This window comes from bacterium (genome assembly GCA_016703265.1).
GTDB lineage: Bacteria > Krumholzibacteriota > Krumholzibacteriia > LZORAL124-64-63 > LZORAL124-64-63 > CAINDZ01.
Window position 1 is genome coordinate 161407 of record JADJCK010000006.1, and the last position, 16573, is coordinate 177979.

General features: G+C 68.8%; 14 protein-coding genes. 5 read left to right on the forward strand and 9 right to left on the reverse strand.

Annotated features, from left to right (window positions below; genetic code table 11):
- The first annotated feature begins 218 nt into the window (after positions 1-218).
- Positions 219-2924, forward strand: coding sequence for an insulinase family protein (locus tag IPG61_12550; protein ID MBK6734885.1), 2706 nt, complete (start codon positions 219-221; stop codon positions 2922-2924).
- A gap of 112 nt (positions 2925-3036) precedes the next feature.
- On the opposite strand, the gene IPG61_12555 is transcribed toward IPG61_12550, so the two are convergent.
- From IPG61_12555 to IPG61_12570, 4 genes are all read right to left on the reverse strand, one after another.
- Positions 3037-3396: a cupin domain-containing protein gene (locus IPG61_12555; GenBank protein MBK6734886.1), complete on the reverse strand. Its 360-nt coding sequence runs from the start codon at positions 3394-3396 to the stop codon at positions 3037-3039.
- Positions 3397-3528: 132 nt separating this feature from the next.
- On the reverse strand, positions 3529-4011 hold the full coding sequence (locus tag IPG61_12560; GenBank protein MBK6734887.1) for a flavin reductase family protein: 483 nt from the start codon (positions 4009-4011) through the stop codon (positions 3529-3531).
- 16 nt (positions 4012-4027) lie between these two features.
- The gene (locus tag IPG61_12565; protein ID MBK6734888.1) at positions 4028-4909 is read right to left on the reverse strand and encodes an endonuclease/exonuclease/phosphatase family protein; all 882 of its coding nucleotides are present in this window, start codon (positions 4907-4909) and stop codon (positions 4028-4030) included.
- A gap of 199 nt (positions 4910-5108) precedes the next feature.
- The gene (locus IPG61_12570) at positions 5109-5663 is read right to left on the reverse strand and encodes an ATP-binding protein (protein MBK6734889.1); all 555 of its coding nucleotides are present in this window, start codon (positions 5661-5663) and stop codon (positions 5109-5111) included.
- A 354-nt stretch (positions 5664-6017) separates the two neighbouring features.
- Between IPG61_12570 and IPG61_12575 the strand changes: the two genes are divergently transcribed.
- Positions 6018-6518 (forward strand): hypothetical protein, encoded by a 501-nt coding sequence (locus IPG61_12575; GenBank protein ID MBK6734890.1) that lies wholly within the window; start codon positions 6018-6020, stop codon positions 6516-6518.
- Positions 6519-6556: 38 nt separating this feature from the next.
- Here IPG61_12575 and IPG61_12580 read toward each other — a convergent pair whose 3' ends face one another.
- Positions 6557-7159, reverse strand: a complete 603-nt coding sequence (locus IPG61_12580; GenBank protein MBK6734891.1) for a nitroreductase family protein — start codon at positions 7157-7159, stop codon at positions 6557-6559.
- A gap of 37 nt (positions 7160-7196) precedes the next feature.
- Entirely contained in the window at positions 7197-8009 is an 813-nt protein-coding gene (locus IPG61_12585) for a ferredoxin--NADP reductase (GenBank protein MBK6734892.1), read from the reverse strand.
- Between the two features lie 207 nt (positions 8010-8216).
- On the opposite strand from IPG61_12585, the gene ovoA reads away from it, so the two are divergent.
- Positions 8217-10334 (forward strand): 5-histidylcysteine sulfoxide synthase, encoded by a 2118-nt coding sequence (gene ovoA, locus IPG61_12590; protein MBK6734893.1) that lies wholly within the window; start codon positions 8217-8219, stop codon positions 10332-10334.
- Positions 10335-10350: 16 nt separating this feature from the next.
- Here ovoA and IPG61_12595 read toward each other — a convergent pair whose 3' ends face one another.
- On the reverse strand, positions 10351-10713 hold the full coding sequence (locus tag IPG61_12595) for a tetratricopeptide repeat protein (GenBank protein MBK6734894.1): 363 nt from the start codon (positions 10711-10713) through the stop codon (positions 10351-10353).
- Positions 10714-11048: 335 nt separating this feature from the next.
- Here IPG61_12595 and IPG61_12600 point away from each other — a divergent pair, with 335 nt between their 5' ends.
- Positions 11049-12011 (forward strand): crotonase/enoyl-CoA hydratase family protein, encoded by a 963-nt coding sequence (locus IPG61_12600; GenBank protein ID MBK6734895.1) that lies wholly within the window; start codon positions 11049-11051, stop codon positions 12009-12011.
- Positions 12012-12060: 49 nt separating this feature from the next.
- On the opposite strand, the gene IPG61_12605 is transcribed toward IPG61_12600, so the two are convergent.
- On the reverse strand, positions 12061-13758 hold the full coding sequence (locus tag IPG61_12605; GenBank protein ID MBK6734896.1) for a response regulator: 1698 nt from the start codon (positions 13756-13758) through the stop codon (positions 12061-12063).
- Positions 13759-13888: 130 nt separating this feature from the next.
- Entirely contained in the window at positions 13889-15220 is a 1332-nt protein-coding gene (locus IPG61_12610; protein MBK6734897.1) for a UTP--glucose-1-phosphate uridylyltransferase, read from the reverse strand.
- Positions 15221-15361: 141 nt separating this feature from the next.
- Here IPG61_12610 and IPG61_12615 point away from each other — a divergent pair, with 141 nt between their 5' ends.
- Positions 15362-16510 (forward strand): methyltransferase, encoded by a 1149-nt coding sequence (locus tag IPG61_12615; protein MBK6734898.1) that lies wholly within the window; start codon positions 15362-15364, stop codon positions 16508-16510.
- Positions 16511-16573: the final 63 nt, after the last annotated feature.

The window sequence follows — 16573 nt, forward strand, 5'->3', positions numbered from 1 at the left end:
CGGAAAAGTGAACCTCGCACCGGTTCCGGCCGGTGCGAAGGCGGCCACTGGGCCACCACCGATTGTCGGAACCTTCAAGTATCCCGTCAACCTCGCAGAGCGGCGGCAGCTTCGCCAGCCCCGTCCGGTCGATCGCCGCGATCACGGGTGGACTTCCGGCGGCAGCGGCCGATAATGGGGCTCCGCCGCCTGTGCCCACGACTTCGAGAAAGGACGCCATGAGCGACGATGTCTTCCCCGCCGCCGGCCTTCAGCCCTGTTCCCTGGCCGCCGACCTCTACACCGGGCGCCTGCCCGGCGGGCTGCGCGTCGCCATTCGCCGTGATGCGCGCACCCCTGTCGCCGTCTGCAACATCTGGGTCGGCGTGGGATCCAATCGGGAGCCCGAGGCGCTGCGCGGCTGGTCGCACGGCATCGAGCACATGCTGTTCAAGGGTACGCAGCGGCGCGGCGAGAGCGACTTCGCGCTCGAGGTGGCGTCCGCCGGCGGCTCGACGAATGCGGGCACAGGCTACGAGACCACCAACTACCACATCACGGTACCGGCAGCGCAGCTGCCCGTCGCGATCGACATCCTGGCCGACGCCCTGCAGCACTCGGTCTTCGATCCGGAATCACTCGAGGCCGAGCGCAAGGTGCTCGTGCACGAGAATCACATGTACGACGACATCCCCTTCGGGTTCGGCGTCACCTGGCGCTGGGGCCTGGAGCTCGCCTTCGACAGCAGTCCCTACCGCCATCCGATCGGGGGCCAGGATGAAAACCTGCTGACGTGCCCCCGCGAGCGCGTCATGGCCTATTGGCGCTCCGCCTACCACCCGACGAACATGGTCGCCGTGGTGGTCGGCGACGTGGATCCGCAGGCGGTCTTCGCCCAACTCGGCGCCGCATTCCCGGTCCGGACGGATGCGCCGGACGCAGGCGACGGGAATGCGATCCTTGCCGACCCGCCGCTGGAACCGCGTCGCACGGCGCCGCGACTGCGCGTCGAGACCGGTGACCTCAAGCGGGCCTATGCCAAGCTCATCTTCACGGCGCCGGGCGAAGCGTCGGGACTCGACCCCGTCCTGGCGGTGGCGCAGCGCGCGCTGAACGACGGCCGCACGTGCCGCCTGTACCGTCGCCTCCAGGAAGAGCTCAAGCTCGTCGACGATTACGCCGTCATGACCGAAACCGGCCCGCGCGAAGGTGTGGTCCTGGTGGATCTCGAGACCTCGGTGGACCGCCTTGCGGCGGCGGTGCGCGAGTGCGCGCGCCTTCTGGGTGAGCTGGGACGGGCGCCGGGCGACGGCGGTTGCACGCCCGAGGAACTGGCGAGGGCGGCGCGGCGTACGGCGCGCGGGCACCTGTTCGGGCTCGAGACGGTGCAGGGCCAGGCCTCGACGATCGGACACCACGCCATCGGCAACGACCTCGCCGGGGCGTTCGCGTTCCCCGCGCGCGTCGCCGCCGTGACGCCGGCCGACGTGTCGGCGTATGCGCGTGAAGTGTTCCGGCTGGGCAACCTGGCCTGCGTCATCTACGTGCCCCGCGACACCGACCTGGCCGCGGCCGGCCTGCCGGCGGACGTCGACGGTCTCGTGGCGCTCCTGGCGGGAGTCCTGCCCGATGCCGCGGCGCCCACGGCCGGGCTTTCCGCGCCGACGGCCGGCGCGACCACGCTGCGTCCCCGCCCGGCAACGGCGGCTGCCGTTCCGTGCTTCACGACAGACGAACTTGTCGACGGAAGCCGCCTGTATTGCCGCGTCGACCGGGCCGTGCCCGTGGTGGCGCTGGCGGTGGCCGTTTCCGGCGGTGCGGCCGGCGAGACCGCTGCCGATGCCGGACTGGCCGCACTGGCGCACCAGGCCCTGATCCGCGGTGCGGCCGGCCTGTCTGCCGAGGCGTTCAACCAGCTCATCGAGGACGACGGAGCCTCGCTGTCGCCGATCGTCGACCGGGACTTCGGCGGGCTCTTCCTGACTGCGCTGGCGGATCGCCTGGAGCCGGCGCTGGCGCGACTGGCGGATGCGATCATCGATCCCGCCTTCCTGGAACCGGAGCTGGAGCAGGAAAAGCGCCTGGCGCGCGAGCAACTGGCTGCGGTGGCCGACAACCCGCTGCAGTCGGCGATGCTGAAGCTGCGCGAGATGATCTACGGCGACCACCCCTACGGTCGTGCGCTGCCCGGATCGCCAGCCAGCCTGTCCGCGATCAATGTCGAGCAGGTGCGCGCGCGGCACCGCGCGGCCTGGTGTGCAGGTCGTCTGCAGGTTGTCGCCTCCGGGGACATCGACCCGGATCGACTGCAGTTCCTGTTCAGCGAGATCGTCGGGCGACTTCCGGCGGCCGGTGCTGCGGCACCGAGACCGGGTCCCGTCCGGAAGCTGCACGGCATCGAGAGCGAGCGCATGACGCGGGCGCAGAACCAGTCCGTGGTCCTGCTCGGTTGGCCCGGGCCCTTTGCCGACAGCGACGACCGCGTGCCCCTGATGCTGCTGCGGCAGGTGCTGAACGGCCAGAGCGGACGTTTGTTCGAACGCCTGCGCAACCGCCGTTCGCTGTGCTACAACGCGGGCGTCGTCGGCACTTCGGGTTTCGGCCAGGGCGTGCTCGTGGGCTACGTGCTGACGGCGCCGGAAACGGCGGACCAGGCGCGTGACGCGCTGCGGCAGGAGATGATCTCCCTGGCCGAATCGCCGGTGCCCGCCGAGGAATGGGAGCGTGCCCGCAGCGAGCTGGCAGGTGGCCTGGTGATCGGCAGCCAGGCCAATGCCTCGCGCGTCTCGCGGGCTCAGCGCGACATCATGTACGGCCGCGGGACCGAGGAACTGTCCGCTCTCGTCGCCCAGGTCCGCGCGTGCTCGGCAACCGAACTGCGCGACGCCGCCGCGCGCTACCTGCACGCGGCCGTCGGTGTGGAGGTCACCATCGGACCGGCCTGAGCCTGGCCCGATGACACGGATCGATGACCCGGATCGAAGAGCCGGATGAAGCAGCGACCGGTCCCGCCCAGCGGCAGGACCGGTCGCTCTGCTCTGGCCCGCCGCGTCGCGTTCAGCGGTAGACGCTGTAGCGATTCGGTGCGTCGGACATGTCGATCAGCACGGTCGGCTGGCTGAAGCTGGCGCGATGCGTCACCCCGTCGGGCACCACGTACTGGTCACCGGCCTGGTAGAGATTGGTCTGGCCCTCGATCTCGATGGTCATCTCGCCGGCGATCACCAGGCCACGCTGTTCGCAGTGCGAGTGGTCCGGGAAACTGACGCCTTCATCGAAGGCGAAGAACACGACCTGCTTCTGGTCATCCTGCAGGCAATAGCCCGTGGCGCCGGATACCGGCAACTCGACCAGGGGCAGCGATCGGATGGCTTCGGGAAGAAAATCTCTGGCATGCCGCGAACGGGCGGTATCCATGCTCGGGCCTCCTTGGGATTCGGCTGGCAATGCTCCGGCTCGCCCAACAGCCCAGTCAGCTCAGGCGGCCGTGGCGGCCGGTACGTTCATGTTACCACAGGCCCGGCCCGCCGCAAGCGGCGGCAGGAGGCCTCAGGGACCAGGCGCATAGTCGGCCCCGCGCAGGGGCAATGCCGATGGTGCAGCCCCGCGCCAGGCCTCGTCGACGCGCCCCACCAGGCAGTCGTGGTCGCCGGTGGAAAGGCGTCCCTCGACGGCGCAGAGGAAGCGCGCCGCGCAGAGTCGCAGGGCCGGGACGCCAGGCCCCAGCAGGTCGTGCTCGACAAGGGCCCACTTGTCCACGTCACGGCGCGAACGCAGGCCGAACAGCCGGGCCTCGGCGACCTGGCCTTCACCGAGCAGCGAGATCGTGAAGTGCGTGGCGCCGCGCAACAGCTGCCAGGTGTAGCGCTCGCGACCGATCGCCACCAGCAGCAGCGGCGGTTCCTGCGAGACCCGCGTCACCCAGGAAGCCGTCAGGCCGCCGAGAACGCCGGCGGTGGCGGCGCCGACCACGGCCACCGGGCCGGGGATCAACCGGAGGATCTCGTCGCGATGCGCGCCCGAGGCATCCATGCGCCCAACTCCCTGTTCAGCCGGCCAGGGCGAATTCGGCCAGCACGGGGTAATGATCCGAAGGCAGCGCGTACTCGCGGTGTTCCATGTCCTCGTAGTCGACGCGGTTCACGGCGCGAATGGTCAGGCGCGGCCGGAAAAACACGTAATCGATGCGCCTCGGTCCCAACAGGCGGTGCCCGACGCGGTCGCGCAGGCCGAGTCCGCGGAACGTGGCGCTGCGCGCTGCCGTGGGCGCCTGCTCACGGCCCGCCTCGGCCCAGGCATCATACAGCGGCTCGTCCTGGTCGTGCTGGGCGACCATGGCGCGGATCTCGCGCGAACCGGCGCCTGCATTGAAGTCGCCGGTCAGGAACACGGGCACCAGCGGCCCCATTTCCTCCACCTTGCGATTGACGTAGTCGCGCAATTGCCGGGCGCTCCGCTGGCGATGCCAGCGATTGACCGCCTCGAGGTGCGTGGTGCCGAACACGAACTTGCGGCCACTGTCGACGAGCTCAAAGGTGTGCCAGGTGACAAGGCGCGGTCGCGTCCCGAGATGGTACTGCGACGCGGGCACTTCCGGCGTCGGCGACAGCCACAGGACATCGGCCGCCTGGTCGCCCCCGGCCGGCCGGACGCGGTCCTTGCGGTAGAAGATGGCGCAGTACCAGCTTTCCTCGTCGTCGGCACGCTCGGGCCCCAGATTGCCTTCGCCCACGAAGGCGTAGTCCGGCAGCAGCTCGGCCAGTTCCAGCAGTTGCTTGTAATTTGCCTCCTGGGTGCCCACGACATCGGGCTGCATGCGCTCGAAGATCCGCGCGATGTTCCGCTTGCGCAGGCGCCAGGGATGGCTGCGACGCTTCTTGGTGGCCGTCAACAGGTTGAACGTCATCACACGCAGGATGTTGTCCGACAAGGTGTTGCACTCCAATGGGCTGACTGCCGGGGACCGCTGCGGCACGTGCCTGAGCCGCGAAGGGCCCCATCCGGCCGTTCCCGGGGCCATGGGGCCGTACGGCGGACTCTGGTTCCTCGCAAATCCCGTTCCGGTCGTTTGGTTCCGGCGGTGGGGTCGGTCGGGGAGCGCAGGCAATATAGGCAAATCCGGTCTTTGTTCAACCAAAAAGCCCCAGCTGGGGTGGCGAGGGCGGCAGGTCGAGCCTGGCCAGCACGTGCCCGACCCAGGTGTCCCGGGCGTCGGGAGGCAGCCCGAAGACCGGCACCGCAAACTCGGCCAGGAGCGTATCGAGGGTACGATCGATGGCCAGCTGGAACTCGACCGAGGTGTCGCGCGTGCCGTCGAACGTGGGCGGCGCGACCACCGGCACCTTGACGAGGAGTCCGTAGGTGGTCAACCAGTGGCGGATGAACGGTTCCAGCTCCGGTCTCCGGCCCGCTGCTTGCACCATATAGGCGTAGTTGTCCACGACCGAGCGGTCGCAGACGATCATGTCATAGGCACCGGCAAGTTCGATCTCGCGCGCCACCTGCGAATGCAGGATCCAGTTCTGGGCGGCGTCGGTGGTATCGCGGTTGATGGGCAGCGGACACGCGCGCGCCACCTCCTTGACAAGGTCGACGCTCAGGTCCAGCCGCTTGAGGGCGGCCGCCAGTTCGAAACAAAGCGTGGTCTTGCCCACGCCGTGGGTGCCGATGAAAGCGATCTTCATGGCGGCAAGAGTATCGCTCCCGGTCGCCCGTGTCCACCACGGCCGCGGATGCCGGTAGAGCTTGTCGGCACTGTCGGCAACAGCGTATTGTCGCGCCCGGTGCCGGAAGCGCCTCCGGTCGGGTAGACGGGGAAAGGAACCAGCGGGTGACGATGAACCAGACACAAAGGACCGACGCCTGGCGGGAAGCCAATGGCGGATTCCGCGGCAGCCTCCTGTTGGCCGGCGGCACGGCGCTGCTCGCGCTGGGCGCCCTGCTCGCCCTGGTCGGCCTGCTGGTGGGCGGCCCGACACCGGGTCGCGCGACGGCGTCATCGTGGCCGGCTGGCTGGCCTACATCCTCGGCTCGGCCTGGTGGGTACGGGCTTCGGCTGGTCCTGCATCGCGGGCATCCTGCCTCGCGCAGGCCTGGCCGTGGCGCTCATGCATGTCCTCCAGGCCGGCTATCTCCTCTACATGCTCTACGGGCGTTCGCAGCCGCCGGTGTCGCCGGTGGCGCTGACCGTGGGCCGGCTCCTGGCCGTGATTGTCTTCGCGATCCTGGCGGCCGGGGCCCTGGGCCCGGGCACCGCCCGCATCCTGGGGGCGGCCGCCGGACTGGGTCTGGCCAAGGCGTTGTTGCGCGTGCTGGTGCCGGCAGCGGACGGCGGAGCGGGAGTCGATGCCGCCGTGCTGCTGGTGATGGCGGCCGCCTTCGCGATGGCGGCCCGGCGATTGCGCCGCATCGAGGACGAATGGGCGCGGAACCATCACATGGGCGGCCGTTCCGACTTCTCCGAGTTCAACAATCCGGAGCACGACTGGAACAAGCCGGGTCAGGCCCCCGGCAAGGGCGGCGCCGGCGGCCGGCGCTAGGGCGATCGGTGCCGGGACCGGGGCGACCCGGCCCCCGGCTAGAAGCGATCCCTGCGCACCACGTCGGACAGGGGCAATTGCCCGCCGCGGGCCCGCGCGGGTTCCAGTGCCTTCCCCACCGCCACCGCCACCACGATGTCGTGGTCGGCCGGCAGCCCGATGATACGCGCCACCTCGACGGGATCGAAGCCGATCATCGGGCAGGTGTCGTAGCCCATCGCCTTGGCCACGAGCATGATCGTCTGCGCGGCGATGCCGCCCGAACGGAGGTTCTCGTCACGCCGCAGTCCCTCGCTCGAGCCATAGACGGCAAGGATCGACTTCACGATCCGCTCGCGCGCCGGCGGTGGCGCCGAAGCGCAATAGCGCGCCGGGTCCTGCCGGTACGCGTCGCGGTCACCGCAGATGAGGAGCAGCAGCGAGCACTCGGAGAACTGGGGCTGGTTCCAGCCCGCGCGGCGGATCTCGGCCTTCACCGTCGCGTCGGTCACGGCGACGAATCGCCAGTTCTGGATATTGAAGGAGGTGGGCGACAGGATCGCCGCCTCGAGCAGGCGCGTGATATCCTCCTCCGGCATCACGTGCGCGGGGTCGAACTTGTGGATCGACCGCCGGGCGGCAACGGCATCTAGTGTGTCCATGGTCCCCTCCGTCAGGCGCCGTGAGGCCCGGGCGCTCCTACCAGTATTTCTCGACGTGGATCTGTCCCGGCGCATCCTTCGTATGTTCGCGGAAGCCCGAGGCGGTAAGGACGGCCAGCATGCTCTCGATCATGCGTGGCCCGCCGCACAGCAGCACATGGCACCGCGCGGGATCCGGTTGCCGTCCCCAGACCTGGCCGATGAGCCCCCGCTCCCACACGTCCTGGACGTAGCCGGTGTGGCCGTGCCAGCGCGTCAGTTCCTCTTCGGGGCGACTGACGACGGGTATGTAGTGGAAGGTCGGGCAGAAGCGCTGCATCGCCGTCAGCTCGCCGCGGTAGCCGAGATCCCAGGTGTGCCTGGCACCGAGCACGACGGTCGTGCGCGCCTCGAGGTGGCAGGTGATCTCGCTGCGCAGCATGCTCATGTACGGCGCCAGGCCCGTGCCCGTGGCCACCAGCACGAGATCGCTTCCTTCGGGGACCTGGTCGAGCGTGAAGGTGCCGCTGAACTTCCTGCCGAGGTGCACTCGGTCGCCGGCCTGCAGGGCGAACAGCCGGGGTGTGAGCCGGCCCGAATGCACGAGCGTGACGTAGAACTCGAGGTAGCTCTTCTCGAGGGAGGACGAAGCGATCGAATAGGCACGGCGGATCAGGCGGTCCGGGGCGTCGGTCGACTCCTCGGCGTCGGACATCAAGGCGCGCGGCGCCGACTGGGGCAGCCCGAGCACCGCGAACTGGCCGGCCTCGAACCCCGGCAGGTCCCAGCCGTCCGGGCTGACCCTGAGGATGATGAGGCCGGGCGCGACTTCGATGCGTTGCGTGACGATGGCATTCAGCTGGTCGGACATGGTGGCAGACTTCCCCGCAGGCCGGAGCCTCTGTGATATGTGTGTGCCGGACCGTTGCCATTCTCGACCGGTTCGCCCGGTTTCGCAAGCGAAGCAAGTGCCGGGCCCGCGGATTAGCGCGGGCGTGCGGCCCGGCCATGTCCTATCTTGGCGTGAACGGCAAAACTTAAACAACTGCATTCAGAGACGACCCAACGGGGGTTCCGCATGCTGAAGCCGGCCAGACCGTCCGTCCGCCTCGACGCTGCCCAGGGACAGTCCGCCGAGGACAAGCGCGCCGAGATCCTCGCCTGCTTTCGCGACAGCTGGGAAACCTACGAACGCCTGTTCACGATCATGGCGAGCGACGAGGCGTACTACCGGCGTGCCGACCCGCTGCGCCATCCGCTCGTCTTCTACCTCGGGCACACCGCCGTGTTCTTCGTGAACAAGCTGCTGCTGGCCGGCCTCATTCCCGGGCGGGTGAACCCGCGCTTCGAGTCGATCTTCGCCATCGGTGTCGACGAGATGAGCTGGGATGACCTCGACGAACGCCTGTACGACTGGCCGCCGGTGGCCGAAGTGTTCGCCTACCGCAACCAGGTGCGCGCCGTGATCGAGGAGACGATCGCCCGGCTCCCCGTACCGATGCCCATCGGCTGGGACGACCCGATGTGGACGATCCTGATGGGCACCGAGCACGAGCGCATCCACCTCGAGACCAGTTCGGTGCTCATGCGCCAGTTGCCCCTTGAACTGGTACGACCCCGGCCGGATTGGCCCATTTGCCCGGACCGCGGGCCGGCTCCCTCTCCCGGCTGGACCGAGGTGGCCGGTGGTCCGGTTCGCCTGGGCAAGGAGCACGACCATGTGCTCTACGGCTGGGACAACGAATACGGCCACCGTGACGTGACCGTCGCCTCGTTCCGGGCCGGGTCGCTCCTGGTGAGCCATGCCGAGTTCCGCGCCTTCATGGACGACGGCGGCTACACCGACGAACGCTGGTGGACGGGCGAAGGCTGGGCCTGGCGCCAGTTCCGCCAGGCGACCCACCCCCTGTTCTGGGTGCGACGTGATGACGGCGGCTGGAACCTGCGCTGCCTGGCCGAGGAGATTCCGCTGCCGGACAACTGGCCGGTCGAAGTGAACCAGCTCGAGGCGAAGGCATTCTGCAACTGGAAGGCGGCCCGGGACGGCCGCCCCATCCGCCTGCCCACCGAAGCGGAGTGGTACCGCCTGCTGGATCAGGTGGGCCTGCCCGACCAGCCCGACCGCGCGGCGCCTCCCGGCAACATCGAGCTGGCAGGCTGGGCGTCGTCGACTCCGGTGGACGCCCACCTGCACGCCGGCATCGGCGACATGCTGGGCAACGTCTGGCAGTGGACGGAGACGCCGATCAGCGGATTTCCCGGCTTCGCGGTGCACCCGCTCTATGACGACTTCTCGACGCCGACGTTCGACAACAAGCACAACCTGATGAAGGGCGGCAGCTGGATCTCGACCGGCAACGAGGCCACACGCCACAGCCGCTACGCTTTCCGGCGACATTTCTTCCAGCATGCCGGTTTCCGCTACGTCGATTCCGAGCAGCCGGTCGATGTACGTGACGACATCTACGAGACCGATGAACTGGTGGCCCAGTACTGTGAATTCCACTACGGCGAGACACTGTTCGGCGTGCCCAATTTCGCGGTGCGCTGCGCCGAGATCTGCCGTGAACTGGCAGGCGGCCGTACGCTGGAGCGCGCCCTGGACCTCGGCTGCGCGACGGGGCGGGCCAGCTTCGAGATGGCGCGATTCTGCACGCACGTGACGGGCATCGATTTCTCCGCGCGGTTCATCCGGGTTTGTCACCAGCTCCAGGAGAACGGGGCGATCCGCTATGCGGTGCCCGACGAGGGCGAACTGGTGTCGTACCGCGAGTGCACGCTCGAGGCGCTTGGACTGGGTGCGGTGGTCGGCCGGGTCGAGTTCCGCCAGGGCGACGCGCACAACCTCAAGCCGCAGCACACCGGCTACGACCTGGTGCTGGCGGCGAACCTGATCGCCCGCCTGTACGACCCGGCGCGATTCATCGCCGATATCGGCGCGCGCGTGCGGAGCGGCGGGCTGCTGGTGATCCTTTCGCCCTACACCTGGCTCGAGGAGTTCACGCCGCGCGACAAGTGGCTCGGCGGCAGGAAGGTCGACGGGGAAAACCTGACGACGCTGGCGGCGCTGCGCACCCAGCTGGCCGGCACGTTCGACGCGGTCGGCGAGCCGCGCGACGTGCCTTTCGTGATCCGCGAGACCAGGCGCAAGCACCAGCACACGGTGAGCCAGTTGACGGCCTGGCGCCGCCGCTGATCCCGAATCGCCGCGGTCAGTTGCCCTGGCCGAAGCGGCGGAAGAGGCGGCCGAAGAAGATGTTCAGCCCGTGGTCGCGTGGCAGCGCCGGGAACACCGGCGAGCGGCGCGGATCCTGGCGCGCCACCGAGGCGCGAAGCGCCTTGTCGCCGGTCGCCAGAGCGCGGGCCTTCGCGAACTCGCGGAACGCCTGACGGCGCTGCTTGCCTTCGAGCAGGACGCGGCCCAGTGCATAGTGCGCCACCGCGTCATCCGGATCCTGGGCCAGCACGCCGCGCGCCAGCTTCTCTGCGGTGACCAGCTTGCCGCGCTCGGTGGCCAGGCAGATCGCCAGCAGGGATCGGCAGCGCGGGTCGCCGGGGAGCTTGGACAGGGCCATCCTCAGGGTGATCTCGGCGTCGTGGACCTGCCCTCCTCCAACTGCCGCCCCGCGCGCAGCCCCCACTCGCGGACCTGCTGCCGGTCCGCGCTCTCGCGGTATTCGGTCAACGTCCCGGTCGGTTGTTCCGACCAACGTGAAATCGGGCTCATGGGCACTGGCGGAGCGGGTTCGGGAACCTGGGCGATTCCGCATCGCGACGCCGTCCTTTCCACCCTTGGTTTCGGCCAAACCGGACCGGCATTGAGGCCTATGGGTGCCGGACGCTCATGCATCTTCTAAAGATAATCCCTACAAATCCATTGCCGGCAAATGTTTACGACCCGACGGAGCCAATGCTAGACTTTGATCCTCAACCCACCTCGCCCGGGGAGACGATCGTGAAGCAACCGTACGGACTGCCGCGGGTCTGGGGCCCCTACGACCAACTGGTGGTCCGGTTCGACCCGGAGCAGCATGCCCTGTGGTACAGCCTGCGACCGCGCGGGCGGCCCTGCTTCAACCTCGATCTCCTGGACGAGCTGCGCCGTTTCCAGCATCGCGTCGAGCAGGTCAACCTGGGACCGGGAACCGACGGCGAGTCGCTGCCCATCCGCTACATGATCCTGGCCAGCACCGTACCCGGGGTGTTCAACCTGGGGGGCGACCTGCAGCTGTTTGCCGGGATGATCCGCAACCAGGATCGCGAAGGACTGTTCCGCTACGCCAAGGCGTGCATCGACGTCCTCTACCCCAACTGCATCAGCTTCGAGCTGCCGATGACGACGATCACGCTGGTCCAGGGCGACGCCCTCGGCGGCGGATTCGAGGCCGCGATATCGAGCCATGTCGTCATCGCCGAGAAGAGCGCTGAGTTCGGCCTGCCCGAGGTGCTGTTCAACCTGATCCCCGGCATGGGCGCCTACAGCTTCCTCATCCGGCGCCTGAGCCCGGACGTTGCCGAACGCATCATCATGAGCGGCGAGTTGATGACTGCGCGCCGCATGCAGGAACTCGGACTGGTCGACATCGTGGTCGAGGACGGGCACGGCCAGCATGCCGTCGAACACTTCATCCGCCGTCACCAGAAACGCGGCAACGCCCACAACGCGATGAATCGCCTGAAGCAGGTCATCAACCCGGTGACTTACGAGGAGCTCATCACGATCACGAAGATCTGGGTGGATACGGCGCTGCGGCTCCACGAGCGCGACCTCCGGATGATCGAGCATCTCGTGGCGGCCCAGAACCGGCGCCTGCAGCAGCAGAAGCAGCAGATGGAACAGGATCCGCCGGCGGCCCTGGAGGGCCGGGCCTGAGGCGGAAGTACCCGTCGGGAATTCGAGCGGAGTCCGCTGCCGGCGGCGCCTAGGCGAGCTGGCGAGCGCGCAGGCCGAGCCGCTGGACAGCAGCCGCGACGTCGGCGATGCGGAGCGGCTTCGAGAGGTGCTGGTCCATCCCGGCGTCCAGGCACTGCTGGATATCCGCTTTCGTGGCCTCCGCCGTCACCGCAAGGATCGGGATGCTGGCGATCTCGTCACCGCGCGCGCGGATCCGCGCCGCGGCCTCGTAGCCGTTCATGACCGGCATGCGGATGTCCATCAGGACCAGGTCGTATGCGCCCTCGCCCACCATCCGCACCGCCTCGGCACCGTTCTCGGCGATGTCCACGCTGATCCCGATGCGCTTGGCCAGGTTCCGCACCACGACCTGGTTGAACTTGTTGTCCTCGGCGACCAGGGCGCGCAGGCCGAAGTCCGGCAGCACGGCCGGCTCGGGCACCGGCACGGCGACGGGCTTCTCGGTGCGCTCGAGCCGGAGCAGGACCGTGAACGTCGAGCCCTTGCCTTCGGTCGACTTGACGGCGATGTCGCCGCCCATCATGCGCGCCAGCTTGCGGCTGATCGCCAGGCCGAGCCCGGTGCCGCCGTAGCGCCGCGTCGTTGAATTATCTGCCTGCTCGAACTGGCGGAAGATGGCGCCCAGGCGGTCGGCGGGAATGCCGATGCCGCTGTCGCGGATCTTCAGTTCCAGGTTGCAGCCGTCGGCGAACTCGCCGGCGCGGCAGGTGACACGGACGCCGCCGCGCTGCGTGAACTTGATCGCATTGCCCACCAGGTTCAGCACGATCTGGCGGATGCGCGTGGGATCGCCCAGGAACCAGCCGTGCGCGGCCGGCTCGACCTCGAACTCCAGCTCGATGCCCTGGTTCTCGGCCGAAGTCCGCAGCAGGGAGTGGATGTCGCCGAGGACCTGCTCCAGGTCGACCGGCACCGATTCCAGTGCCAGGCTGCTGGAGGTGATCTTCGAGTAGTCGAGGATGTCGTTGATGATGTTCAGCAGCGACTCGACGGATCGCGTGATGATGTGCAGGTACTCTCGTTGCTGGGTGTCGAGGTTCGTCGCGCTGAGCGTCTCGGCCATGCCGAGCACGCCGTTCATCGGGGTGCGGATCTCATGGCTCATCGTGGCCAGGAACTGGTCCTTGGCCTTGTCGGCCAGCCGCGACTGCGCGAGTTCGATCTTCAGCTCGGACACCTGGCGCAACCGCCGCAACACGCCCAGGAAGAAGACCGGCAGGACGATGATGCCGATGAACAGCCCCACGCCGACGTTCAGGTGCGTGCTCCAGTATTCGTCCCACATCAGCAGCGAACCGAAGCCCAGGCTGCCGGCGACGATGCCGACCTTCAGGAAGCGTTCCCCGAAGCGGATGCCGTTGCCGATGATCACCCACAGGATGATGGGATAGAACGAGGCCACCTTCGCCCCGCCCAGGTGCATGAAGAACGTCATGATGCCGAGGTCGGCCAGCAGCGTCACGTAGCGGCGGCGCGGCCACTGTCCCGGGTGCCGGCGTACCATGGCGTACCAGAGCGTCGAGAACACGAGGTAGTTGATGATCGTCGCCAGGCCCTGGATCAGGGTGACGCTGTGATCGAGACCCTGCTTGAGGCCGATGCCGCTGAAGACGAGGAACGAGATCAGGCAGATCGCCACGCGGGCGCGGCTCTGCGCTGCCTCCTCGTCGATGGCGATGTCCTGCGGATCCAGCGGGGAGATCATCGCTGCCTCGTCGTTACCGAGACCCCGGGTCGAGAATCGCTACCGTGGGATTTCGGCACATTGAAGCGGCGCCTTGACCGCAATTATGCCCTAAACCGTTGATTCACAATATACAACATAAGGATTATCCTCATAATCTGGCCCCATCGGGAATGACGCGGATCGTGCCCGGGGCAGCCTCGACAACGACGTCACCGCTTGCCGCAACGCCGCGCCCGAAGCGGACATCGCCGCGGACCACCAGGCGGCTGCAGGCAAGCAGCGAGGGCGGGCCGCCCGGGAATCGCCGTTCAAGGTCGTCGACAAAGCGGTAGTAGGCCGGATCGAGGTCGATCACGGCGGGCGGCAGCTCCCGCTGCGGATTGGGCACCACCCGGTGGTCTTCCGTGAGCAGGAAGTTGTCCGAGCGCACGTTGAGCAGGTCGCTGGTGTGCTTGATGGGCGCGAATCGCGCCCGGGGCACACGCAGGGCACCGGCGCCTGCGAACGTCTCGATGGCCGCGCCCATCGCCGTTTCCAGCTGGTAGACCGCGGGCGAGGCGGGATCGCGTGGGTCGAGGGTCTTGCGGTTGCGGATCATCGGCAGGCGCATGATTCCGCCGTCGCGGCGCAGCACCGCATCCAGCGCCGGCAGGTCCAGCCAAAGCGTGTTGGTATTGAAGTAGCGGTGGCGAGCGATGTCCTGGAAGGCCTCTTCGTCGGCCGGCGGGCACTGCGCCACCTCGCGCAGGATCAGCCGCCCGTCGCGCCGACGGGCCAGGTGCCCGCCCTTGCGGTCGGCCGCCGTGCGATCGGCCACCTCCATCACCAGCGGCGCGCCCGATGCGACGACATGGCCGAGGATAACCGGGTCGATGGTCGCCCCGAGGTTGTCGGCATTGGAGACGAAAGCCCAGCGGAATCCACCGGCCAGGAGGCGTTCAAGCACGCCGCTCGTAACCAGCGCGGTGTAGAGGTCGCCGTGCCCGGGAGGACACCAGGCCAGGTCCGGATCGGCGGGCCAGTCGGCGGGCCGCAGGTCGTCGGCGCGCACCTTGGGCACCTTGTGCTGCAGGAAATCGGCAGGCAGGCCGCGGTCGGGCAGCGATTGCCCGGCCAGGAGCGCCAGCGAATCGGCGCGCGTGCTGAAGCTGTTCATGAGCAGGAGCGGCACGTCCGCCGTGCGCGCCTGGTGCGCAATGATCTCCAGGAACGTCAGCCCGTCCTTCACCGTCAGCAGCGACTTGGCCCGCTCCAGCCCCATGCCCGTGCCGAGGCCGCCGTTCAGCTTCAGCATCACCGTGTGCGGCAGGGCCCGGCGACCGGCAGCGGCCAGCGAAGCCGGCAGCGCCTCGGCGTCAGGAATGCCGGTGGCCGGCTCGAGGTCGGCTTCGGGCAGCAGCCCGGTCTGGCCGGCGGCCAGTTGCGCGTAGTACTGTGCGAACGTGCGGATCGCGATCTCGGGCAGTCCCTCGCGGCGCATCAGGGCGTCGAAAGGCGCGAAGTCGGCGACAGGCTGGGTCATCGTCACGCTCCGGTCGGGTTCCGGGTCCGGGTTCAGCGTATACGGATCGGCGGCAACTGGCGATGCTGAAGTGGCGCGGCGGCAGCGCCCGGGGGAAAGATGGGCTGGCAGTCACTCGAAGGGCGGGAACTGACGATCGGTCGCTGGCCGGCCATTGCCGCCGACAGCCTGCAGGCCTGGGACGCCGCCGACGAGTATTTCCTGCGGCGGTTGCGCGAGCACGCGGTGGCGCCCGGAGTGCGTGTGCTCCTGGTCGATGACCACTGGGGCGCCCTCGGTGTGGCTCTGGCAGGGTTGCACCCCGTGGCCTGGGGAGACTCGCAACTGGGGCGCCTGGCCCTCGCGGCCAACCTCCGTGCGAACGGCCTGGCGGCCGATGCGGTGCCCTTCGTGCCGGCGACGGAGCTGCCGGCCGGGCCCTTCGACCTCGCCCTGGTGCGCATTGCCAAGGACCTCGACGCCTTCAGCGACACGCTGCGACGGTTGCGGGAAGTGCTGGCGCCGGGCGCCGAAGTCGTGGCCGGCGGCATGATCAAGCACACGCCGACCCGCGCCTGGCGGCTGCTCGAGTCCCTGATCGGGCCCGCGCCGACTACACCCGGCTGGAAGAAGGCGCGACTGGGCCCGGCACGATTCACGGCGCCGCCCCCCGGACCGGTCCCTGAATCGGCGGGGTACGATCTGGCCGCGGACGGGCTCGCCCTGTGCGGTGCACCGGGCGTCTTCGGGGGCGGTCGCCTCGACGGCGGCGCCGCCCTGCTGCTGCGGCACCTTCCGGCGGTGGAGACGCCGCTCGCGGCCGTCGACCTCGGCTGTGGGGACGGTGTCCTGGCGCTGGCCCTGGCGCGCCGTTGCCCGTGTGCGCAGGTTCTGGGCGTCGACGCATCGCATCGCGCCGTGGCCTGCGCGATGGCCAACCTCGCGCGCAACGCCGGCGTTTTCGGTGATGCGTCACGGGTGGCATTCAACGTCGGGGACGGACTGGCCGATGCGCAACCGGCCACGCTGGACCTGGTGGTGTGCAACCCGCCGTTCCACGACGGCCACGCGGTGGCCGATGTCGCCGCCGCCCGGTTGTTCACGCAGGCGCGGGCGGCGCTGCGCCCGGGCGGCCGCCTGCTGGTCGTCGGCAATCGCCACCTTGGGCACCACGTCAAGATCGACCGCATCTTCGGCAGCCATGAACTGGTGGACGGCGATGCGAGGTTCGTCGTCCTGGCCGCCACCCGTGGTGACGGCCCCGCTTAGGCGGTGCCGGCAAGGGAAAGGGAGCCCGGCCAGGCCGGACTCCCTCGGGCGAAACCGCCGGAA

What these genes read in the sequence shown, in the direction of transcription:
- IPG61_12605 (MBK6734896.1), bottom strand. Translation starts at nt 13,758, where the DNA reads ATGATCTCCCCGCTGGATCCGCAGGACATCGCCATCGACGAGGAGGCA.
- IPG61_12610 (MBK6734897.1), bottom strand. Translation starts at nt 15,220, where the DNA reads ATGCGCCGCGAGGGACTGCCCGAGATCGCGATCCGCACGTTCGCACAG.
- IPG61_12580 (MBK6734891.1), bottom strand. Translation starts at nt 7,159, where the DNA reads ATGGACACACTAGATGCCGTTGCCGCCCGGCGGTCGATCCACAAGTTC.
- IPG61_12615 (MBK6734898.1), top strand. Translation starts at nt 15,362, where the DNA reads ATGGGCTGGCAGTCACTCGAAGGGCGGGAACTGACGATCGGTCGCTGG.
- IPG61_12600 (MBK6734895.1), top strand. Translation starts at nt 11,049, where the DNA reads ATGCTAGACTTTGATCCTCAACCCACCTCGCCCGGGGAGACGATCGTG.
- IPG61_12555 (MBK6734886.1), bottom strand. Translation starts at nt 3,396, where the DNA reads ATGGATACCGCCCGTTCGCGGCATGCCAGAGATTTTCTTCCCGAAGCC.
- IPG61_12585 (MBK6734892.1), bottom strand. Translation starts at nt 8,009, where the DNA reads ATGTCCGACCAGCTGAATGCCATCGTCACGCAACGCATCGAAGTCGCG.
- IPG61_12550 (MBK6734885.1), top strand. Translation starts at nt 219, where the DNA reads ATGAGCGACGATGTCTTCCCCGCCGCCGGCCTTCAGCCCTGTTCCCTG.
- IPG61_12595 (MBK6734894.1), bottom strand. Translation starts at nt 10,713, where the DNA reads ATGGCCCTGTCCAAGCTCCCCGGCGACCCGCGCTGCCGATCCCTGCTG.
- IPG61_12560 (MBK6734887.1), bottom strand. Translation starts at nt 4,011, where the DNA reads ATGGATGCCTCGGGCGCGCATCGCGACGAGATCCTCCGGTTGATCCCC.
- IPG61_12570 (MBK6734889.1), bottom strand. Translation starts at nt 5,663, where the DNA reads ATGAAGATCGCTTTCATCGGCACCCACGGCGTGGGCAAGACCACGCTT.
- ovoA (MBK6734893.1), top strand. Translation starts at nt 8,217, where the DNA reads ATGCTGAAGCCGGCCAGACCGTCCGTCCGCCTCGACGCTGCCCAGGGA.